Origin of the sequence: Pontibacter toksunensis (genome assembly GCF_042686245.1) — a bacterium.
GTDB lineage: Bacteria > Bacteroidota > Bacteroidia > Cytophagales > Hymenobacteraceae > Pontibacter > Pontibacter toksunensis.
Map to the genome: position 1 here is coordinate 319,315 of NZ_JBHUOX010000005.1, position 19,421 is coordinate 338,735.

Genomic DNA, 19,421 nt, shown 5'->3' on the forward strand with positions numbered 1-19,421 from the left:
GCTTTAAACCCGCATCAGCCAATAAGGATCTACATTAATTTACATTCTCTCCGGCACCTCTATACCCAGCAGGCTCATGCTGTGCTTGATAGAGCGGGCTACCATGGCTGACAGGGCGATACGGAAGGTACGCGCCTGCTCGTCTGTCTCGTTGAAAATGGAAACCTCCTGGTAGAAGCGGTTGTATGCTTTTGCCAACTCGTAGGCGTAATTTGCGATAACAGATGGAGCAAACAAGTTGCCTGCTTCTTTTACCACAGCCGGATAATTCACCAGTTGCACAATCACCTCCTGCTCTGTTTCGTGCAGGTTCTCAACGGTATCAAAAGCTGACACATCTACGGATATACCCATCTCAGCTGCCTTACGAAGTATAGCGGAAATGCGCGCGTGTGAGTACTGGATAAAAGGCCCTGTATTGCCACGGAAGTCAATGGACTCCTGCGGATTGAACAGCATGCGCTTCTTCGGATCTACTTTCAGCAGGAAATATTTTAGGGCTCCCATTGCCAGGGTATGGTAGAGTTCTTTCGCCTGCTCCTCTGTAAAGCCTTCTATCTTGCCTAATTCCTCCGTCTGCTGGCGCGCTGTGTCAACCATCTCCTGCACCAGTTCATCGGCATCTACTACCGTGCCCTCCCTGGATTTCATTTTGCCCGAAGGCAGGTCTACCATGCCATAAGACAGGTGATAAATGCCTTCTGCGTAAGACTTACCCAGCTTCCTGAGCGTAGCCTGCAGCACCTGGAAATGGTAATTCTGCTCATCCGCCACCACATACACTGATTGGTCGTACGGGAAGTCATTATACTTCAGCTCAGCTGTGCCCAAATCCTGTGTGATGTACACCGAGGTGCCATCTGCACGTAGCAGCAGTTTCTCGTCCAGCCCATCGTCTGTCAGGTCTACCCAAACAGAACCATCCTGCTTTTTAAAGAAAACTTCCTTCTGCAGGCCTTCCTCAACTCTTTCTTTTCCTAAGGTATAGGTCTGCGACTCGTAATAAAATTTATCGAAATCAACGCCGATGTTGCGGTAAGTCTGGTCAAAGCCGGCGTACACCCAGCTGTTCATCTGCTTCCAGAGGTCCACCACGGCTTTGTCGTCCTGCTCCCACTTCAGCAGCATGTCCTGTGCCTCCAGTATGAGCGGGGCCTTTTTCTTGGCTTCTTCTTTGTCCATGCCCTGCGCCACCAGTTCGTCTATCTGCTCTTTGTAAGCCTTGTCGAACAGCACATAGTATTTGCCCACCAGGTGGTCGCCTTTGATGCCGCTGCTCTCCGGCGTTTCGCCGTTACCAAACTTCTCATAAGCCAGCATCGACTTACAGATATGAATACCGCGGTCATTCACCAGGTTCACCTTCATCACCTGATGGCCGTTCGCTTTCAGAATTTCTGCTGTGGCGTAGCCCAGGAAGTTGTTGCGCAGGTGGCCCAGGTGCAGTGGCTTGTTTGTGTTGGGTGAGGAATACTCCACCATCACGTTCCGGCCGCTTGCCTCTCCCTGCCCATACTGCTCCTCCTGCATCAGTCCGCGGAAAAGGCGCAGCCACTCCTTCTCTTCTATCTCCAGGTTCAGGAAGCCTTTCACTACGTTAAAGTTTTTTACTTCCGTGGTGTTCTCCTTCAGGTATTCCCCCAGCGCCTGCCCAATTTGCTCCGGGCCTTTCCCAACCTGTTTTGTGTATGGGAAAGTCACAAAGGTAAAGGTGCCGGCAAACTCCTTGCGGGTAGGCTGCAGGGCAATCTGGGAGGCATCAACAGAAATAGAAAACAAAGCTTGCAGTGCCTGACTGATGCTCTGGCTAAGGACGTTTTGAAGTTGCATTAATGTATAGCTGTACTTTTAAATTCTCTGTGTAAAATAGCAGTGGTGGCTGTTTCCAGAATTTCGAAGGCATTCTCTGCCATCGTATTCTCTGTATCCAAGGTCGGGTTTATCTCGGTCATCTCGTAGCACACCACGCGCGGGTCCTGCAGCAGGCAATGGTTCAGTTGCTGCGCCTCCTCCACGGTCAGCCCAATCTCTACCGGGGTACCGGTGCCTTTGGAAAACTTGGAGTCAAGGCTGTCTACGTCAAAAGACACATATAAAATGTCGCAGTTGCGGAGGCGCTCCAGCGTCTCTTTGGCTACCTGCTCAGCTCCCTTCTGCGCAAACTCCTTATAGGTAAAGTTCTTGATGCCGTGCTTTTCCATCAGGTAATCTTCCGGCTCTTCCGTGTCGCGCACCACGATGTATACCAGGTGCTCCGGCTTTAGCTTTGGCCCGTCAAAGCCCAGTTTCTTAAGCGAGTTCCAGAAGAACACCGTCTCTGGCTCCGGGTCATTTATCTGGCGGTCCAGGTTGTCGATGTTCAGAGCCATGGCCAGCGGCATGCCGTGCACGTTTCCGGAGGGTGAGGTATAGGGTGAATGTATATCAGCATGTGCATCAATCCAGATAACGCCCAGTTCCTTATCAGGGAAAGAGGCTTTTATACCAGCGATGGTGCCATGTGCATTGGAGTGGTCTCCCGACAATACCAGCGGGAACATATCTATGTCGATGGTTTGCTCTACAACATTTGCGATATTCTTCTGCACCGTCAAGATGCTGTCGATGCGGTGCGCATTAGGAAATAAGTCCTTGTCGAAAAGGGTATAGTTGAGATCAGGTACGCTGACAGAGTTAAACCGCTTAAAGTAATCCGACCCTTTGTCCCAGCACGCAACTTTCAGGGCTTCTATGCCCATACTTGCGCCCCTGGTTCCGGCTCCCAGCTCAGATCTTACCTCTATCAGTTTAATTTTCTTCATATTTTTTCGTTAGCTCTTCATTAGCATCTGGTTGGCCTTTTGCTCTCGTTGCAAAAGGTAAAATACTGATGAATTTATTTTATGAGCTTTTTTGTTTGAATCACAGTATAGCATACTGCGTTTTACATTATCTGAACAAAGTTTTTGCAAAGATGGTAAATAACGAACAATATTGCATTTTTTCTTATATCACAACCATCGTAAATGGACAAATACACAGATCTTATACATCAGACTTTCGATTTCCCGACAGATGAGTTTCAGGTAGTTAATGATGAGTTACAGTTCAACGGTATTCCGTTGATGGACCTCATCAAAGAATATGGTACTCCTCTTAAACTAACATACCTACCTAAGATCGGTTCCCAGATTCAGAAGGCAAAGCGTTTATTCGCAGAGAATATTGAGAAGCTGGACTACAAGGGTAAATATACCTACTGCTACTGCACCAAAGCCTCCCATTTCTCATTCGTGATGGAGGAAGCCTTGAAGAACGGCGTTCATATCGAAACCTCTTCCGGCTATGACATGCAGATTGTGCGGGCCCTGTACAGAAAGGGGAAGATAGACAAGAACACCTATATAATATGTAACGGCTTTAAGCGGGAGCGTTACCGCCAGTGGATTACGGAGCTGCTGAACGAAGGCTTCGTAAACTGCATGCCAATACTCGACCACCTGGGTGAAATTGAGTATTACAAGGAGAACGTGAACGTGAAAACGAAGGTCGGTATCCGGCTGGCTTCTGACGAGGAGCCTAAGTTTGAGTTCTATACCTCCCGCCTCGGTGTGCGCTACGACGATGTGATTGACCTGTATGAGCAGCAGATTAAGCCTAATCCGAACTTTGAGCTGAAGATGCTCCACTACTTCGTCAACACAGGAATCAAGGACACCTCATACTATTGGTCGGAGCTTAGCCGTTTCTTACGTAAGTACTGCGAGCTGAAGAAACTTTGCCCGGAGCTGGACACGGTAGACATTGGCGGTGGCTTTCCAATCAAGACCTCCATTCAGGCGGATTACGACTACGGGTACATGATTCAGGAGATTCTGCGCATCATCAAGCGCATCTGTGCTGAGGAAGGTGTACCGGAGCCAAACATCTTTACGGAGTTCGGAATCTTTACTGTTGGCGAGAGCGCTGCTAACATTTATTCTGTTCTGGATGCTAAGCTTCAGAACGATAAGGAACTATGGTACATGATTGATGGTTCATTCATCACGAACCTGCCGGATGCCTGGGCGCTGAACCAGCGCTGGCCGTTGCTGGCAGTCAACCATTGGGACAAAGAGTATCGCAGGATACAGTTAGGCGGTATGACGTGCGACAGCCAGGACTACTATAACTCGGAGATGCACTCGTTCCAGGTGTTCCTGCCGAAGATACCAAAGGATGAGCCGCTTTATATCGGTTTCTTCCATACAGGGGCATACCAGGAGCAGCTGAGTGGGTATGGCGGCATCAAGCACTGCCTGATTCCTTCGCCGCAGCACATTCTGGTAGACAGGGATGAGAACGGAGACATTACCACCTGGCAGTTTGCGTCGGAGCAAACGCCGGAGTCTATGCTGAAGATACTGGGCTACGAAGTGGAAGCTTAATATAGAAAGCTTAATATTTATTATGGTGAAAATGTTTGCCTTTTAAACTAATTGAATTATTTTTGATCTGAAATCCTCTGAAAAGAATACTGTCATGAAGAAAGTTATTTTATTGGGCTCCCTGTGCTTAGCTTTGGGTATGGCCTCTTGCAAAACGTATTGCCCGGCCTACAACTATGCGCAGGTGGAAACACCAGCACAGGATGAAGTAAAGGCTGCCACACCTGCTGAAGAAGCAACTGATGTAGCTAAAAGCTAAACTGACATCATGTCTGACCATATAAAAAGCCGGCCCTAAGCCGGCTTTTTTGCGTTCTGCAGTATAAGTTGTGCTGCCTCCCACAGGTCCTGCACCTGCCACGGATGTGTCTGCGCAGGGTGCTGCTCCCCCACCAGAACAGCAGCCACACCCACTTTAGCGGCGGCCTGCAGGTCGCGCAGCGAATCTCCTACCATCCACGACGCTTCCGGGTCAATGTTATACCGGGCTATTGCCCTTTCCAGCATCAGGCTGTCTGGCTTGCGCGACAGCGATTCAGAAGAGCTGGGGTGGCCGGGAGCGTAAAAGATGGCATCGATAATCGAGTCAGACGACTCCTGCAGCTTCTGGTGGCATGCCAGCACATCGGTTCGCCGGTAGAATCCTTTGGCTACGCCTGCCTGGTTTGTAACCACTATCAGCAAATAACCGTTTTCTTTCAGCAACGCCAGGGCCTCCGTCACGCGTGGCAGCACCTCGAACTCCTCTAACTTATAAGTATAGTCTCCCCGCTCACGGTTCAGCACGCCGTCGCGATCCAGGAAGACACATTTGTTCTTTTGCATGGGTATAGCAGGAACTGGTACAGGCGCTAAATTACAAATTATTACGTTTAGGTTGAGCAGGCAATGCGGCACAGGATTTAAAAAGCAGCTGTAAAACATAAACTGGTTGTACTGCAGAGGCACATTTACAAGTTAAGTTCGAGATGAGAGTAGCAATAATAGGAGCAGGCATATCGGGGCTGGCGCTGGCGTATTACCTCCAGAAGCTGGGTATTGCTTATGACTTGTTTGAGGCAGGCTCGCACGTTGGCGGCAACATCCGGACGTTGAAAGTGCATGAGTACCTGCTGGAGATGGGTCCCAACTCGTTGCAAAGCACACCTGAACTGAAAGACCTGGTACGGGAACTGAAACTGGAGCGGGAATTGGTGTATGCCTCTTCTGAAAACGAGCACCGCTATGTGCTGCGCGATGGCATCTACACCAAACTGCCCTCCTCCCCGTTCTCGCTCTTGTCCAGCAACTCGTTCTCATGGAAGTCCAAGTACCGCATCTTGAAAGAAAAGGACATTCCGCCTGCCGACATAGATTATGAAACAGTAGCCCAGTTCTTTGAGCGCCGCTTTGGCGGCAAGATGGCAGCCTATACTGTCAGTCCTTTTATGCCCGGTTTGTATGCAGGAGACCCCGAGAAGCTGTTGGTGAAAAAAGCGCTCCCGAAGATAAAGGAACTGGAGATGCGGTACGGCTCTGTACTGAAAGGGCTGGTACATCAAAAAAGCTCTTTTGTACGGCAGAAGACGTTTTCCTTTTCCAAGGGCATGAAGACTTTGCCCAAAGCCATTGCCGAGAAACTCATTTCGCTGCATTTGGATCACCGCGTGGAGATGATTACCCGCAACCAGGGCAAATACATTGTCTCCTGCGCCTCCCCCGGCGACTACGACACCGAGGAATACAACCTGCTGGTGCTCGCGCTACCGGCCTACAAAGCGGCAGAGCTTCTGCAATATACATTTCCGGGCCTTTCGGCAGCCATGCAGAACATTCACTATCCTCCCCTGTCAGTGGTGCACACCGTTTATAATCGCAAAGACGTGACCCACTACCCGAACGGGTCCGGTGCTTTGCACCCGGCTTTAGAGTCCGCTTTTGCCACTGGCTCTGTCTGGAGCAGTTCCGTTTTTGACGGCCGATGCCGCCCGCATGAGGTGCTTTTTACAACCTTTGTAGGCGGAAGCCAAGCGCCGGAGAAAGCGCTGATGCGGCAGCCACAGCTGATGCAGCGGGTGCACGAAGAGCTGTCGGCGCTCCATTCCATCGCTACCGAAAAGCCGAACTTTCAGCACGCTTTTCTCTGGCAGCACTCCATTCCGCAGTATGACATGCACATAGAAGATGCCCATACCCTGGCAAAAGACCTGGAGCAGGAGGGCCTTTTCATCGCTTCAAACTGGCAATCGGGGGTATCGGTGGCAAACTGCATTCACCATGCAAAGGAACTTGCTCACAAAATTAATTTAAAGCGGCCTCATGTCCTGAATAGCTGATTGTCTATATTTAAGGCATGAAAGACTCGTTGGTGATCATCCCAACTTATAACGAACGTGAAAACATTGAGGTCATGATCCGGAAGGTCATGCTGCTGGCGCACCCGTTCGACCTGCTGATTGTTGACGATGGATCACCGGATGGCACAGCGGACATTGTCCGGGAAATGCAGCTCGTGTACCCCGGCCGCCTGCACCTCGAAACCCGCAAAGGGAAGCTGGGCCTGGGCACTGCCTATATCCACGGCTTTAAGTATGCCCTGCACAAAGGCTATGAGTACATCTTTGAGATGGATGCCGATTTCTCGCACAACCCCGACGACCTGATACGCCTCTACCACGCCTGCGCCATCGACGGCTACGACGTGGCCATCGGCAGCCGCTACATACAAGGTGTAAATGTAGTGAACTGGCCCATGAGCCGCGTGCTGATGTCTTACTTTGCGAGTTATTACGTGCGCATGGTCACCGGCATGCCTATTGCCGATACCACGGCTGGCTTTAAGTGCTACCGCCGCAAAGTACTCGAAACGATACAACTGAACAAGATACGCTTCGTGGGCTACGCCTTTCAGATAGAGATGAAGTTCCTGAGCTACAAGTACGGCTTCAAAATAAAGGAAGTGCCCATCATTTTTACTGACCGGACAAAGGGAGTATCCAAGATGTCATCAGGCATCTTTAAAGAGGCTGTGCTGGGGGTACTGCAAATGAAAATCAACAGCTATTTCCGCCACTTCGACAGGTACTAAACGCTTAACATTCCCCTGTTTCAATAAAGCTGATGCACCTACAGAAGGCCCTTGGGTATGCCCGCGGTGCTTTTATACATGCCTCAACAGGCACCGCCTACCCCCTTTGCTTAAGAATTGAGCAGTAGCAGGTTACCAGCTTGGTCTCTCCCCGTTACTTTTCCGGTCCAAATTATAATTCTTGCTCTTTCTTTAGAACTGTAGCCTTTTCCACTAAATTTACGGGTTACAAGTACAGTTGTACCTGTAATTTTCAGAAGTAACACCTGCTTACCTCGCTATTATGAACGACGTCCTTTTCTGGATTATATTTAATGGTTTCGTGCTCCTGCTCCTGGGACTGGACCTGTTTGTGTTTCACCGCAAAGAGCATGAAGTAAAGATAAAGGAAGCCCTGCTGTGGAGCCTGTTCTGGATTTTACTGTCCCTGGGTTTCAATGCGCTCATCTACTATTGGCAGGGCCCCGGCCCGGCCTTGGAATTCCTGACAGGTTACCTGATAGAAAAATCACTGAGCGTGGACAACCTGTTTGTGTTCATCATGATCTTCAGCTACTTTAAGGTACCGCTCAAGTTTCAGCATAAAATCCTTTTCTGGGGTATTATAGGAGCCTTGGTGCTAAGGGGGATATTCATTTTAGTGGGTGTGGCGCTTATTGCCAAATTCCACTTCATCATCTACATCTTGGGCGCCTTCCTTATTTTTACGGGTATAAAGATGCTCTTCTCGCACGGTGCCGAAGAACTGCACCCGGAAGACAACCCGTTGGTGCGTTGGGTAAGCAAGCATATGCGGGTCACGAAAACACCGGATGGAGGAAAATTCTTCACCAAGCATAACGGCAAGCTTTACGCCACGCCACTTTTCCTGGTGCTGATTATGGTGGAAAGCACAGATGTGGTGTTTGCGGCGGATTCTATTCCTGCCATTCTGGCTATTTCCAAAGACCCTTTTATTGTATATACTTCTAACGTGTTTGCCCTCTTAGGCCTGCGTGCGCTTTACTTTGCCTTGGCCGGCATTATGCAGTTGTTCCACTACCTGCACTATGGCTTGTCTGCCATTTTGGTGTTTATTGGTGCGAAGCTGCTTTTAAGCGATATCGTAGAAATTGATATGCGCTATGCGTTGCTCGTGGTTGGTGCTATACTCACAATTTCAGTTGTTGCATCACTTCTGTTTCCTAAACCAAAAGATGAGCTCCCACAGCCTCCGGTACAGGAATAAATTGTACAGTTGTAGCCGCTCAAAATATTTATTACTAATTCATCAACTAATTTTCTGATTGGTTGTATATATTAAAAATATTGCCTTACTTTAATTCGAAATTAGAAAACAGATGACCAGACTTGTCGCGCAAATTCTTACCAATTCCTTCAAGGTTCCTCAGGTGGGGCTCCATTGGTAGTGCGTTGCACATAGTTTTCGGACTAGAAATACCTAAGAAGCCCTGCCAAAAGCAGGGCTTCTTTCGTTTCAGCCCTCTTTCAGTTATAACAGAACAAGCCAGAAAAAAATAAAATTAAATGCATAACCATGAAAGCAAGTAGAACCCCTCTCAATGTAGCACCACAAAGCAGTTTCCGCCATGCAGACGGCAAGCTTGTGCTGATTGCGGGCCCATGCAGTGCCGAAAGCGAGGAACAGATGCTAAAGACAGCCCAACAGTTACAAAACATCAAGGGCGTTTCTGTCTTCAGGGCAGGTATCTGGAAATCGCGCACGCGCCCTGATTCCTTTAAAGGGGTGGGGCTGGTGGGGCTACAGTGGCTTTCTATGGTGAAGCAGGAAACAGGCCTCCGGACTGCCTGCGAAGTAGCCAACGCCCAGCACGTGGAAGAAGCCCTGAAGCATGGGGTTGACATTCTGACCGTCAGCGGCAGAGCCACTGTGAACCCCTTTGCGATGGAAGAGATAGCCGCTGTATTAAAAGGCACCAGCACGCCTGTGCTGGTAAACAACCCGGTGTACCCGAACCTGAACCTGTGGATTGGGGCGCTGGAGCGTTTGCAGTATGCTGACCTTACCGATATTGGTGTGATAAACAGGGGCTTCTCCACCGATGAACAGTCACCGTACCGCAACCACCCGCGCTGGGATCACATGCTGCAGCTGAAAGAGCTTTACCCGCAGCTGCCTGTGCTGTGCGATGCGGCCCACATCGCGGGCCGACGCAGCCTGCTTTACCCGGTGAGTCAGAAGGCAGTGGATTTGGGAGCAGATGGTCTGCTGTTCGAATCGCACATGAACCCCGCTGCCGCGCTGAGCAGCCCGCAGCAGCAGTTGTTGCCGCAGGAGCTTGATTTGCTGATAAATGCCGTAGTTTCCAACGTAAAACTAGGAGGCACCACCGAATTGGTAGAACAGCTTGATGAACTGAGTCAGCAGATAGGCAGCCTCGATGATGCCTTGCTGGAGTTGTTGCTGCGCCGCACAGAAGTTTCAAGGAGGATGAGCGAGCGCCAGATGGGGAGCCTGCAGTCGAGCCTGCAGACGACGCAGAGGTGGCAAAAGCAAATGGACGAGTGGCTGCAGCAGGCCGACCCCGCTGCAGTAGACAAAGGCCTTGTTATGTCTGTGCTGAGCGCCATACAGCAGCAGAGCACGCAAAGCGGTGGCATGGGAGCATCTGCCGTAGCTTAAGGTAAAGCACCTTCCTTTTATCGGTTTAAGAAAGGTGCTTTTGCCTGTAGGATTAAGCTGTTTTTACGTCTGCTTCAAGTAGCTCCACTTCTTTTTTCGAATTTTTCATAAAAAAAATAACTGTACTTTTGATTTTATAAAATTACCTGCGTAAGTTTAGCACAGAAAATAACAGAAGACATGATTCAGCACATTGCGTTTTACTTTAGCTATTACTTTTTTGGTACTCCGCCGGGGCTCCAGAGATATGCTATTGCGTAAGTGCATCAAAGTATAGAACTCAGAGAGCCCCGCCTAAAGCGGGGCTTTTTCTTTATATGACTCAGAAATTAAAAGTAGCAATTCAGGGAGGTCCGGCCTCTTTCCACGAAGTGGCTGCCCAGCAGTACTACCCCCAGTATGAGGTGGCGAGTGTGCCGTGCCAGTCTTTCCGGCAACTGTGCGAAACACTGCAGCAGGGCACAGCAGACGTGGGCGTTATGGCTGTGGAAAACACGCTGGCAGGTAGTATTCTGCCTAATTACAACCTGCTGCACCAGTTCAACCTGTTTGTGACTGGCGAGTTGTGGCTGCCGATTGAGCAGAACCTGATGGCGCTGCCGGGGCAGCAACTGCAGGACCTGACCAAAGTGGTCACGCACCCGATGGCCCTGAACCAGTGCATGGAGTTTCTGACACAACAGCCACAACTGCAACTGCAGGAAAGCCACGACACGGCCGACAGCGCAAAGGAAATCAGGGAGAAGGACTTGAAAGGTGTAGCCGCCATTGCGAGTAAGCAGGCCGCTGCTCTTTATGGGCTGGAGATGCTGGCTGAGAATATTGAAGACAGACGCGACAACTTCACCCGTTTCCTGGTGGTGAGCCGGGAGCAGCCCCAGGAAAACGGCACGGCGAACAAGGCTACTCTTTTAGTACAGGTACCTCACGAAAGGTCTTTAGCGGATGTTTTCATGCAGCTGCACATCCATGAGATTCATGTAGCGCTGATACAGACGCTTCCGGCCACTGCCCGAAGCCATGCCCATTATATGGTCATAGAGTTGGAGGGAGATTCAAGCAACAACCTGCAGGAAACCATCACTACTCTGGAGCCATTGGTGGAGTACCAACGATTACTGGGGCTCTACCAAAAGACTAAGTACCCGAAGCACCCGAACCCAAAGAAAAAGGTAAAGGCCTTACAACATTAAGATGATGATTATACCGAAAGCAGACCGCCTCCAGAACGTGCAGGAGTACTACTTCGCCAGGAAGCTGGCTGAAGTGCGGGCACTTGCCGCCAAAGGGAAGCAGATTATTAACCTGGGCATCGGCAACCCGGACCAATTGCCTTCCGCTGCTACCGTGGCCGCACTAACCAACAGCGCGGCAGAACCCCAGAGCCATGGGTATCAGTCCTACAACGGTATTGTGTCGTTGCGGGAGGCAATTGCCACGTGGTACGGACAGGCCTATAACGTAACTATCACAGAGGCCGAAGTACTCCCGCTGATGGGTTCGAAGGAAGGGATTGCCCATATCTCAATGGCTTTCCTGAACCCCGGCGATAAAGTGCTGGTGCCCAACCCGGGATACCCGGCCTATGCCGCTGCGGCCCGCCTGGCTGGTGCAGAACCTGTTTCCTACAACCTGGATGAGGAAAACGGCTGGCTGCCACAGGAAGAGGAGTTGCTGCAACTGGTAAATGAAGGGAATGTAAAGCTGATGTGGGTAAACTACCCGCACATGCCCACCGGCACAGAAGCCACAGCCGAACTGTTTGAAAGGCTGATAACGTTTGCCAGACAGCACCAGATACTGCTGATTAATGATAACCCTTACAGCCTCGTGCTGCCAAACCAGTCGCCGCTCAGCCTGCTTAGTATTGCGGGTGCCAAAGATTGCTGCCTGGAGTTAAACTCCCTGAGCAAGTCGCATAATATGGCAGGTTGGCGTGTGGGTATGGTGCTGGGTCATCCGGAATACCTTTCTACTATCCTGGCAGTGAAGAGCAACATGGACTCCGGCATGTTTCTGCCTGTACAGCAGGCAGCCATAGAGGCACTGCAAAACGACCACGAGTGGCATACAGCCCGCAACGAGGAGTATGCCCGCCGCAAAGTGCTGGTGCACCGGCTACTCGATACACTGGAGTGCCAGTACCAGCAGCACACCGTGGGCATGTTTGTGTGGGCCCGTGTTCCGGACCATATAGCAGATGTGGAGGTGTACCTGGATGACATTCTCTATGGAGCAGGTGTTTTTATAACGCCAGGTAAAATTTTTGGCACCCAGGGGGAACGATATCTGCGCGTATCGCTTTGTGTAGCAGAGCCTCAGTTAGAAGAAGCAATCAAAAGAATTAAACAACATATATTACAAACCGTTAGCCATGAGCTCAAATAACTCAAACCTAAACTTAACTACCGACTCAAAGATATTGAAGAGTAGTTCCATTCCTACACTTATCAGCGGTCCCTGCAGCGCCGAGAGTGAAGAGCAAATGCTCGCGACAGCCCGAGGGTTGATAAAAGACCACCGTGTGCATATTTTCAGAGCTGGTATCTGGAAGCCACGTACGCGTCCGGGTCTGTTCGAAGGCGTAGGTAAAGTTGGATTAGAGTGGCTGCGCACTGTAAAGCAGGAAACCGGCCTCCCAACGGCTGTAGAAGTAGCCAATACACAGCACGTGGAAGAGGCACTCGAGTATGGTGTTGATATTCTGTGGGTAGGCGCACGCACAACGGTTAACCCGTTCTCGGTACAGGAAGTGGCTGATGCCCTGCAAGGTGTTGACATCCCTGTGCTAGTGAAGAACCCGGTGAATCCGGACATCCAGCTGTGGTTAGGTGCCCTGGAGCGCCTGAACCGTGCTGGCATCACTGACTTGGGTCTGATACACAGAGGTTTCTCTACACCAAACAACAAGCCTTACCGCAATCACCCGAAGTGGGAAACGATACAGCAAATCCGCAGTCTGGCACCGGGTATTCCGCTTTTCTGCGACCCAAGCCACATTGCCGGCCGTCGTGATTTGCTGGAGACAGTTGCACAGCAGGCTTTACACTTAGGGGTAGAAGGTCTGATGATCGAGTCGCATATTAACCCGGATGTGGCCCTGAGCGATGCCTCGCAGCAGGTAACACCAGAAGGTCTCACTAAATTACTGAATGCCCTGGACCTGGATCACGAGCACATCGCAAGTGCAGAGCAGTTAAAAGACCTGCGCAGCCTGATCGACCGCCTTGACCACGATCTTATCAACCTGTTGTTCCTGCGTTCTGATGTTTCCAAGAGAATTGGTGAGTATAAGCGCGCGAATGCTTTGGATATTTTTCAGGCAGGCCGCTGGAAAGAGATTATCGAAGACAGAGTGAAACTGGCAAATGAAATTGGTGTGGAAGAAGGCTTTATCAGAGCTATCCTAGACGCAATTCACCAGCACTCCATCGGTGTGCAGAATGAGGTAATGAACACTGCCGCTACTTCGCCTAAAAAGGAAGTAATCAAGTAAAAGGCGAGAGCCAGCGGCACATAATACCTCATTTTGTTGTGGCAGTCAGGGCACGTTTTCTACCTTTGTGCTGTTTTAAAGCAGCATCAACAAAGAAAATTATTATCGCATGAAAACTCCGATTTCCCGCCTCCGCACTGTGGGCATTTACGAAGGTATCTCTTACCTGCTCCTTTTAGGCATTGGCATGCCGCTAAAGTACATGTTTGGTATACCCGAAGTCGTAAAATATGTAGGCTGGGCGCATGGCGTGTTGTTTATACTTTACATGGTAGCCCTGCTACAGGTAACGCTGGTGCATCGCTGGTCTATCCTGAAAGTAGCAGCTGGCGTTATAGCTTCTTTGCTGCCGTTTGGCCCGTTTATACTGGATAAGAAACTGCTGCACACGGAAGAGGAAAAGGCACTGCAACAAAAGCAGGTAGCTTAAGCATATAGCTTCTAATACAGGAAAGCCTATCAGCGAAGTATTGCTGGTAGGCTTTTTTCGTTTTTGATTGCTTTGTAGTCATCGACTGTAGTTTGTATAAATGATTTTGCTGAAGAAGTTTCGGTCTAAGCTGCCGTGGTTAAAGCTTATCTATGGCTAGCTCACCTATAGTTTCAACTCTTCTTTCTTAACTCTCTAGGCCGAGGGGCCTCGTCTTGGGGGTAGGGGCCCTCTTAAGGGCATCGCGCTGTGTAACTGAAGCTGCCCCTCGCGCTGCCTCGCTTCGCTCAGCACCGCAACATTTACAATAGAGAGCCCCTACCCCCAGGCGCTCAACCCAAAGACTGGAAACAGGCTCACTTCGTGCTATCAGTTTTCTTTGAATGTGGTAAAAAAAACCATTCCCGCTTAGTATTTCATTACAGATTTCATCCTCTAATGCCACAGGAGGACTGCTTCTGCCGTAGTAAGGCTATTTCATGGATGAGCAGAAGCAAAGCAACAACAGCCCATAAAGCAGCAAGAACAGATTCCCCGCCTTGGATAAGGAGGGGTTAGGGGTGGTTTGACCCGGATACGGAAGAGTGGTGGAACTGGAGTTTACATAAATTGCAGATCACTTTACTATAAGACAAAGGCTTTGCCTTGCTCCATTTGCATCACTTTCGTTACACTTTCCGGAATTTCGTGCTGATAGTGGCTCACATAAATCAATGTAATGTTGCTGCTGGCACAAATCGTATCAATCAGGCTTCTGAAGTGTCTTTGTTGAGCGGATGCAAAGCCCTGGCAGGGTTCATCTAGGATTAGGAGCGCAGGGTTCTTAACTAATGCACGAGCCAGCAGGCACAGGCGCTGGTTACTCACCGACACGTTTCGGAATACTTTCCACGCCAGCTCTTCTACCTGCAGTAATTTCATCCAGCGCAGCACACGTTCACGCTTCAATGGGTCACGCTCCCGGTGCAGCCCTACTGAATCGTAAAATCCTGATTCAACTACCTCCTCACAAGTCTGTCCACCTGGGAAATACTGAAATAATTCAGGCGAGACAAAGCCAATGTGTCGCTTAATGTCCCATATGCTCTCGCCGCTGCCTCTTCTCCTGTCAAAAAGTATGACCTTGTTTGCATAGGCCTGCGGGTTATCTCCGTTGATGAGGCTTAGCAGCGTCGATTTGCCTGCCCCATTATGCCCCACCAGTGCCCAACGCTCCCCCTGTCTCACTTGCCAATTGATGTTGTTCAGCACCGTTTTATTTCCATATCTGACCGATACATCCTCCATGCCTACTATAACCTCAAAGGCTGGAGGTGTATGATCAGCTAAAAGCGTTTTGATCTCCTTTACGTCCGGTTTGTCCTGCTCCTGTTCGGTGGCTGTTTCACTTCCTTCGAAAGCGTGCCGGGGCATCGTACGCAGCGCCTGCCCCTCTTTCCAAACTGCTACATGCGTAATGGCATCTGGTATTTCGTCCGGCGAGGTAGTCATTATAACGGTAATGCCCGACTCAGTGATGGTAGAAACCAACTGGATGAAGTATTGTCTCGACCGGACATCTAAGCCTACCAGCGGATTCTCCAGCAATAAGATAGCCGGGTTCCGAAGCAGGGCAGCTGCTAGAAGTACCCTCCTAGTCTCCCCATTCGACAGCTTGATCAGGCGCTTGCTGAGAAGCGGGTGCAGGTCCAGTGCTGCTACCGCTCTCTCAATCGTCCAAACAGGGGTATCGGTAAAGGGCCTGACATTTGCCAGGTGCTCCTCTACAGTGGGTGCATCATCTGCAGCCGAAGCATTATACCGTTGCTGATAAAAGAGCGTCTCCGTTCCTGATAGACTGCTGAAGTTGTGGCGCGAAGAGACGAGGCTAACAGGCTTTTGCCACGAAGTAGGAGGCGACTGCACCGGATTGTTTAGCTGGAACTGGCTAAGAAACGGGTACGTAACATTGCCTGATACTACCGGCAAATGACCAGCAATTGTCTCTAGCAGGGCACTTCTTCCCTTCTCCTGATTTCCTATTACGGCCCAATGCTCACCAGTCTTTACTTCAAAGCTGATGTTTTGGAAGAGAACTTCCCCATGTAGCCGCACAGAAACATCTTCCAATAGAACCAAGGCATTGCGCACTGTATCAATCATCTTTATCTATTAAATCTATAATTAAAAATTGTAGTCGTCTTTTCTCCTACTCCCCCTGCACCTCTAGGCCGGCTTTACGTGCTGTGGATTGTGCGATGATGCTGGCGGCTAAAAGCTGCAGTGCATGGTACATCATAATCGGGAGCAGGATAATACCTACCATATTGGCATTGGGGAAAAGCACCTTTGACATAACAGTGCCATGCACGAGTGATTTTTTAGAGCCGCAGAAAATAGCGGTGATCCGGTCTTCGTGGTTAAAGCCCAAAAGGCGGCTGATGCCATTTGTGATGCCGTACACCAGGAAGAAAAGACCAATCATCGCTGCGCCAAGCGTAAGCAGATCAATAATGCTGTAGCCACTGAACATTCTGCGGGCAAAAGACTCGCAGAAGGAAGTATACACGATGAGCAGGATAATGCTCTGGTCGAATAGGCGAAGCTGCTTTTTGTTACGTTCTGCAAAACTACCCCAGTAGCGGTGTAGCATTATCCCCAGTATTACGGGCAGGAGTACCTGCAATACTAATTTGCCCATCACACTCCAGATGTCGAACCCTTCTGTGCTTGCCGTCAGAAAGAGGCCCATCCAGAGCGGTGTGATGAAAATACCCAGCAGGCTGGAGATGCTTGCGTTGAAAATGGCAGCCGGAATATTGCCCCCTGCTATTGACACCATCACCACTGAAGAAGAAACAGTGGACGGCAGGGCTGCCAGGTAAAACGTGCCCAGCCAAAGCATTTCTTTGTCTCCACCTTCAAAAAGAGTATGCAGCGGCAAAATCAACAGCGGGAACAGCACAAAAGTACTCAGTTGGACCACCACATGCAGCCGCCAGCTGCTGAGGCCAGCTTTCAGCTTCGCCGGGCTCAGGCGCAATCCATAGAAAAAGAAAATTACTGACACGCCATAGCTTGCCACATCACCTAACGAAAGCGGCTCATGGTCTAGACCTGCCTGCGGAAAGAGGTATGCCAAAAAAATCATGGCAATCAGGGCCAGCAAAAACCAGTCTAGGCCTGCGCGCGCAGCCAGTGCACCAACTCTCGGAACAAGGCTCACAGCATCTTCGGCTGTCTTTTGCTCTCTCTTCATCTAGCAAGTATAAAACTAAATCCTTTGCCACACTAAAAGAATGACGGCCCCGCACATTAAATGCGGGGCCGTCAGGCAGGGTTTATGCTGCAGCAGCTTAGAAATCCAGCAGATCTATCGTTTCCAGCTCATTCTGCGAAGTATCTTCCTCCACCACAGAGGAGGTATCCTGAGCTGTTACTATCAAATCGCGGGCGCGGCCATAGAGCTGTACATTCGGGTACAGGTTCTCATACTCTTCCTGAGAGATAAGACCACGACGGCGCATATGCCCACCTATCAGCCTGTAGTAGCCGTGCTTGTGGTTTCGCAGATTGCCATAGCTGTCGAAGGAGGCACGGTAGCGTTTCGGACTCGGAATTATACTCGTCAGGAAAATGGCCTCTGCCACGTTCAACTCAGACGGTTGCTTTCCGAAATAAAATCTTGAAGCGTCTTTGGCACCGTATACATCCGGGCCCCACTCAATAATGTTAAGGTATACCTCAAACATGCGGTGCTTTGAGACAAGGTCCTCGTTCTCGATCAGCCACACGATAATGGCTTCTTCCACTTTTCGGGCAACTGTCTTTTTACGGGACAGGAATACGTTCTTTACCAACTGCATGGAAATGGTGCTGCCACCCCGTGCAAACTCCCCTTCTTCCAGGTTCTTCACAATTGCCTGGCGGAATGCCTCCTCATGGAAACCGTCGTGACTGTAAAACCCTGCATCCTCGGCGGTAAGAATGGCATTGCGCAAGTGGGGTGATATCTGGTTTATCGGGCTGTAGAAAGGATTAGAGGGACCTACCGGGAAAGTACGGACAGGTTTCCCGTACTCATACACGGTGTGAGTGAACGTGCCGTTAATTTTCTCGATGTTGGTGTTCCCCCATTCCAGTATCTTGAAATCCTCTGACGCATCCAGGTCAGAGTTAAAAACTACGTGCTTCAGGCTATCCATGTTCACATGGAAGTTCATATCATACTGCAGCTCGCCTTGTGCTTTAATGCCCTCTAAGTTCTCAAACAAACCTGTAGGCAGTGAGCTAAAGAAGTCATTGGCAGGCACCTGCTCTGTCTTCACCTTCAGGTCAATTATCTTGGAATCTTTGTTCTGATAAGCGGCATAAATATTTGCTTTTGCCTTGTTTACACGTACCTCCGTCAGGCTGTCGATAACATACAGGTTCGGCCCCAGCGTAATGACATAATCAATCGCGCTTTCTTCCACATGAATATCGTCTTCGCCTGCCAGCTTTTGGTGGTTCAGAATCAGGTCGTTCACCATGGCACTCCCACTTATCGTCAGTTTGTCGTTTCTGAACCGTTTGCTATCAAGGCTGAAATGTGCCGTGTCGAAAGCCACCTCCGCATCATACTTTCTTTTAACGTAAGGCAGCCGAATTCCTTTGTTATCAAAGCCATACAGGCTGCCTGCAATACGGTAGTCGCGCGGGTTTATGGTGCCGTGCACACGCATGTTGTTCACCAATGAGTCTGTGCGGACGGATACCTCGGAGTCGATTTCACCGTCGTCCATGCGCAGGTAGGGCATTTTAACGTCAATGGTACGGTTGGTGGATACGTAGGACGCATTCAGGTTACTGAAGTCTACCTGGTCCGGTACGTTCTCAAAAGCTGTTTCGATAACGCGGTTGAGTAACTCACCATAATTGCGGCCCTTGGTGGTATCTACAGGTTCTTTGGGCGCCTCTTTTTTGAACAGGAAGCCAAAGTTGGTTTCGTCTCCGTTTTTAACGGCAGTCAGGTAGCTGTTGTCTACCTCCAGGCGCTTAAACACAATGCGTCCGGCGAAAATGGAGCGGAACGAAACAGTGGCATTCACGCTGTCTGTAGTAAAGAGCGTGTCAAGCCCATGGGGCACAAAAGAGATATCGGTCAGCACCACAGAGGTCCAGTCGGTAAACTCGGCACTGCCTATGTTTAAATCAGCAGGGTATTTATTCTCCACCTTCGCGATAACACGGTTAATGGTATACTCCAACACTCTGCTTCTGAAAATAAAAAGAAGTACAATAACCAGCAGGAAGAAGGCAATTATACCCCCAAACACAGCTAAAAGTCTGTTTCTTAATCGATGGTCCAAAATATTCTGATGCGAATTAAAACTTATTAATTATATCTACTCAGGCAG

General features: G+C 49.8%; 16 protein-coding genes. 10 read left to right on the top strand and 6 right to left on the bottom strand.

Annotated features, from left to right (window positions below):
* Positions 1-39 precede the first annotated feature (39 nt).
* Together argS and rocF are read right to left on the bottom strand one after the other, a co-directional pair.
* Positions 40-1,830, bottom strand: coding sequence for an arginine--tRNA ligase (argS, locus tag ACFS7Z_RS09400; protein WP_377483716.1), 1,791 nt, complete (start codon positions 1,828-1,830; stop codon positions 40-42).
* On the bottom strand, positions 1,830-2,801 hold the full coding sequence (gene rocF, locus ACFS7Z_RS09405; RefSeq protein ID WP_377483719.1) for an arginase: 972 nt from the start codon (positions 2,799-2,801) through the stop codon (positions 1,830-1,832). The genes argS and rocF overlap by 1 nt, the downstream gene beginning before the upstream one ends.
* Before the next feature lie 204 nt (positions 2,802-3,005).
* Here rocF and ACFS7Z_RS09410 point away from each other — a divergent pair, with 204 nt between their 5' ends.
* Both ACFS7Z_RS09410 and ACFS7Z_RS09415 read left to right on the top strand, forming a co-directional pair.
* Positions 3,006-4,406 carry an arginine decarboxylase gene (locus tag ACFS7Z_RS09410; protein WP_377483722.1) on the top strand — a complete coding sequence of 467 codons (1,401 nt, stop codon included), beginning with the start codon at positions 3,006-3,008 and terminating at the stop codon, positions 4,404-4,406.
* Positions 4,407-4,500: 94 nt separating this feature from the next.
* Positions 4,501-4,665: a hypothetical protein gene (locus ACFS7Z_RS09415; RefSeq protein ID WP_377483725.1), complete on the top strand. Its 165-nt coding sequence runs from the start codon at positions 4,501-4,503 to the stop codon at positions 4,663-4,665.
* Positions 4,666-4,700: 35 nt separating this feature from the next.
* Here ACFS7Z_RS09415 and ACFS7Z_RS09420 read toward each other — a convergent pair whose 3' ends face one another.
* On the bottom strand, positions 4,701-5,231 hold the full coding sequence (locus ACFS7Z_RS09420; RefSeq protein WP_377483728.1) for a D-glycero-alpha-D-manno-heptose-1,7-bisphosphate 7-phosphatase: 531 nt from the start codon (positions 5,229-5,231) through the stop codon (positions 4,701-4,703).
* 143 nt (positions 5,232-5,374) lie between these two features.
* On the opposite strand from ACFS7Z_RS09420, the gene hemG reads away from it, so the two are divergent.
* The 8 genes from hemG (at position 5,375) to ACFS7Z_RS09460 (ending at position 14,043) form a co-directional block, all read left to right on the top strand.
* A complete protein-coding gene (gene hemG, locus ACFS7Z_RS09425) occupies positions 5,375-6,721 on the top strand; it encodes a protoporphyrinogen oxidase (protein WP_377483731.1) in 1,347 nt (448 codons plus the stop codon).
* A gap of 17 nt (positions 6,722-6,738) precedes the next feature.
* Positions 6,739-7,473 (top strand): polyprenol monophosphomannose synthase, encoded by a 735-nt coding sequence (locus ACFS7Z_RS09430; RefSeq protein ID WP_377483733.1) that lies wholly within the window; start codon positions 6,739-6,741, stop codon positions 7,471-7,473.
* Positions 7,474-7,756: 283 nt separating this feature from the next.
* Positions 7,757-8,701, top strand: coding sequence for a TerC family protein (locus ACFS7Z_RS09435; RefSeq protein WP_377483735.1), 945 nt, complete (start codon positions 7,757-7,759; stop codon positions 8,699-8,701).
* Between the two features lie 309 nt (positions 8,702-9,010).
* On the top strand, positions 9,011-10,117 hold the full coding sequence (locus ACFS7Z_RS09440; protein ID WP_377483737.1) for a 3-deoxy-7-phosphoheptulonate synthase: 1,107 nt from the start codon (positions 9,011-9,013) through the stop codon (positions 10,115-10,117).
* Between the two features lie 317 nt (positions 10,118-10,434).
* A complete protein-coding gene (locus tag ACFS7Z_RS09445) occupies positions 10,435-11,310 on the top strand; it encodes a prephenate dehydratase (protein WP_377483739.1) in 876 nt (291 codons plus the stop codon).
* A gap of 1 nt (position 11,311) precedes the next feature.
* Positions 11,312-12,505 carry a pyridoxal phosphate-dependent aminotransferase gene (locus ACFS7Z_RS09450; RefSeq protein ID WP_377483742.1) on the top strand — a complete coding sequence of 398 codons (1,194 nt, stop codon included), beginning with the start codon at positions 11,312-11,314 and terminating at the stop codon, positions 12,503-12,505.
* On the top strand, positions 12,492-13,613 hold the full coding sequence (locus tag ACFS7Z_RS09455) for a chorismate mutase (RefSeq protein ID WP_377483744.1): 1,122 nt from the start codon (positions 12,492-12,494) through the stop codon (positions 13,611-13,613). Before ACFS7Z_RS09450 ends, ACFS7Z_RS09455 begins: the two co-directional genes overlap by 14 nt.
* A gap of 109 nt (positions 13,614-13,722) precedes the next feature.
* A complete protein-coding gene (locus tag ACFS7Z_RS09460) occupies positions 13,723-14,043 on the top strand; it encodes a DUF3817 domain-containing protein (protein ID WP_377483747.1) in 321 nt (106 codons plus the stop codon).
* Between the two features lie 624 nt (positions 14,044-14,667).
* On the opposite strand, the gene ACFS7Z_RS09465 is transcribed toward ACFS7Z_RS09460, so the two are convergent.
* The 3 genes from ACFS7Z_RS09465 to ACFS7Z_RS09475 form a co-directional block, all read right to left on the bottom strand.
* Positions 14,668-16,185, bottom strand: a complete 1,518-nt coding sequence (locus ACFS7Z_RS09465) for an ATP-binding cassette domain-containing protein (RefSeq protein WP_377483749.1) — start codon at positions 16,183-16,185, stop codon at positions 14,668-14,670.
* A gap of 46 nt (positions 16,186-16,231) precedes the next feature.
* The gene (locus ACFS7Z_RS09470) at positions 16,232-17,281 is read right to left on the bottom strand and encodes a bile acid:sodium symporter family protein (protein ID WP_377483750.1); all 1,050 of its coding nucleotides are present in this window, start codon (positions 17,279-17,281) and stop codon (positions 16,232-16,234) included.
* Positions 17,282-17,378: 97 nt separating this feature from the next.
* Positions 17,379-19,373, bottom strand: a complete 1,995-nt coding sequence (locus tag ACFS7Z_RS09475; RefSeq protein WP_377483751.1) for a transglycosylase domain-containing protein — start codon at positions 19,371-19,373, stop codon at positions 17,379-17,381.
* Positions 19,374-19,421: the final 48 nt, after the last annotated feature.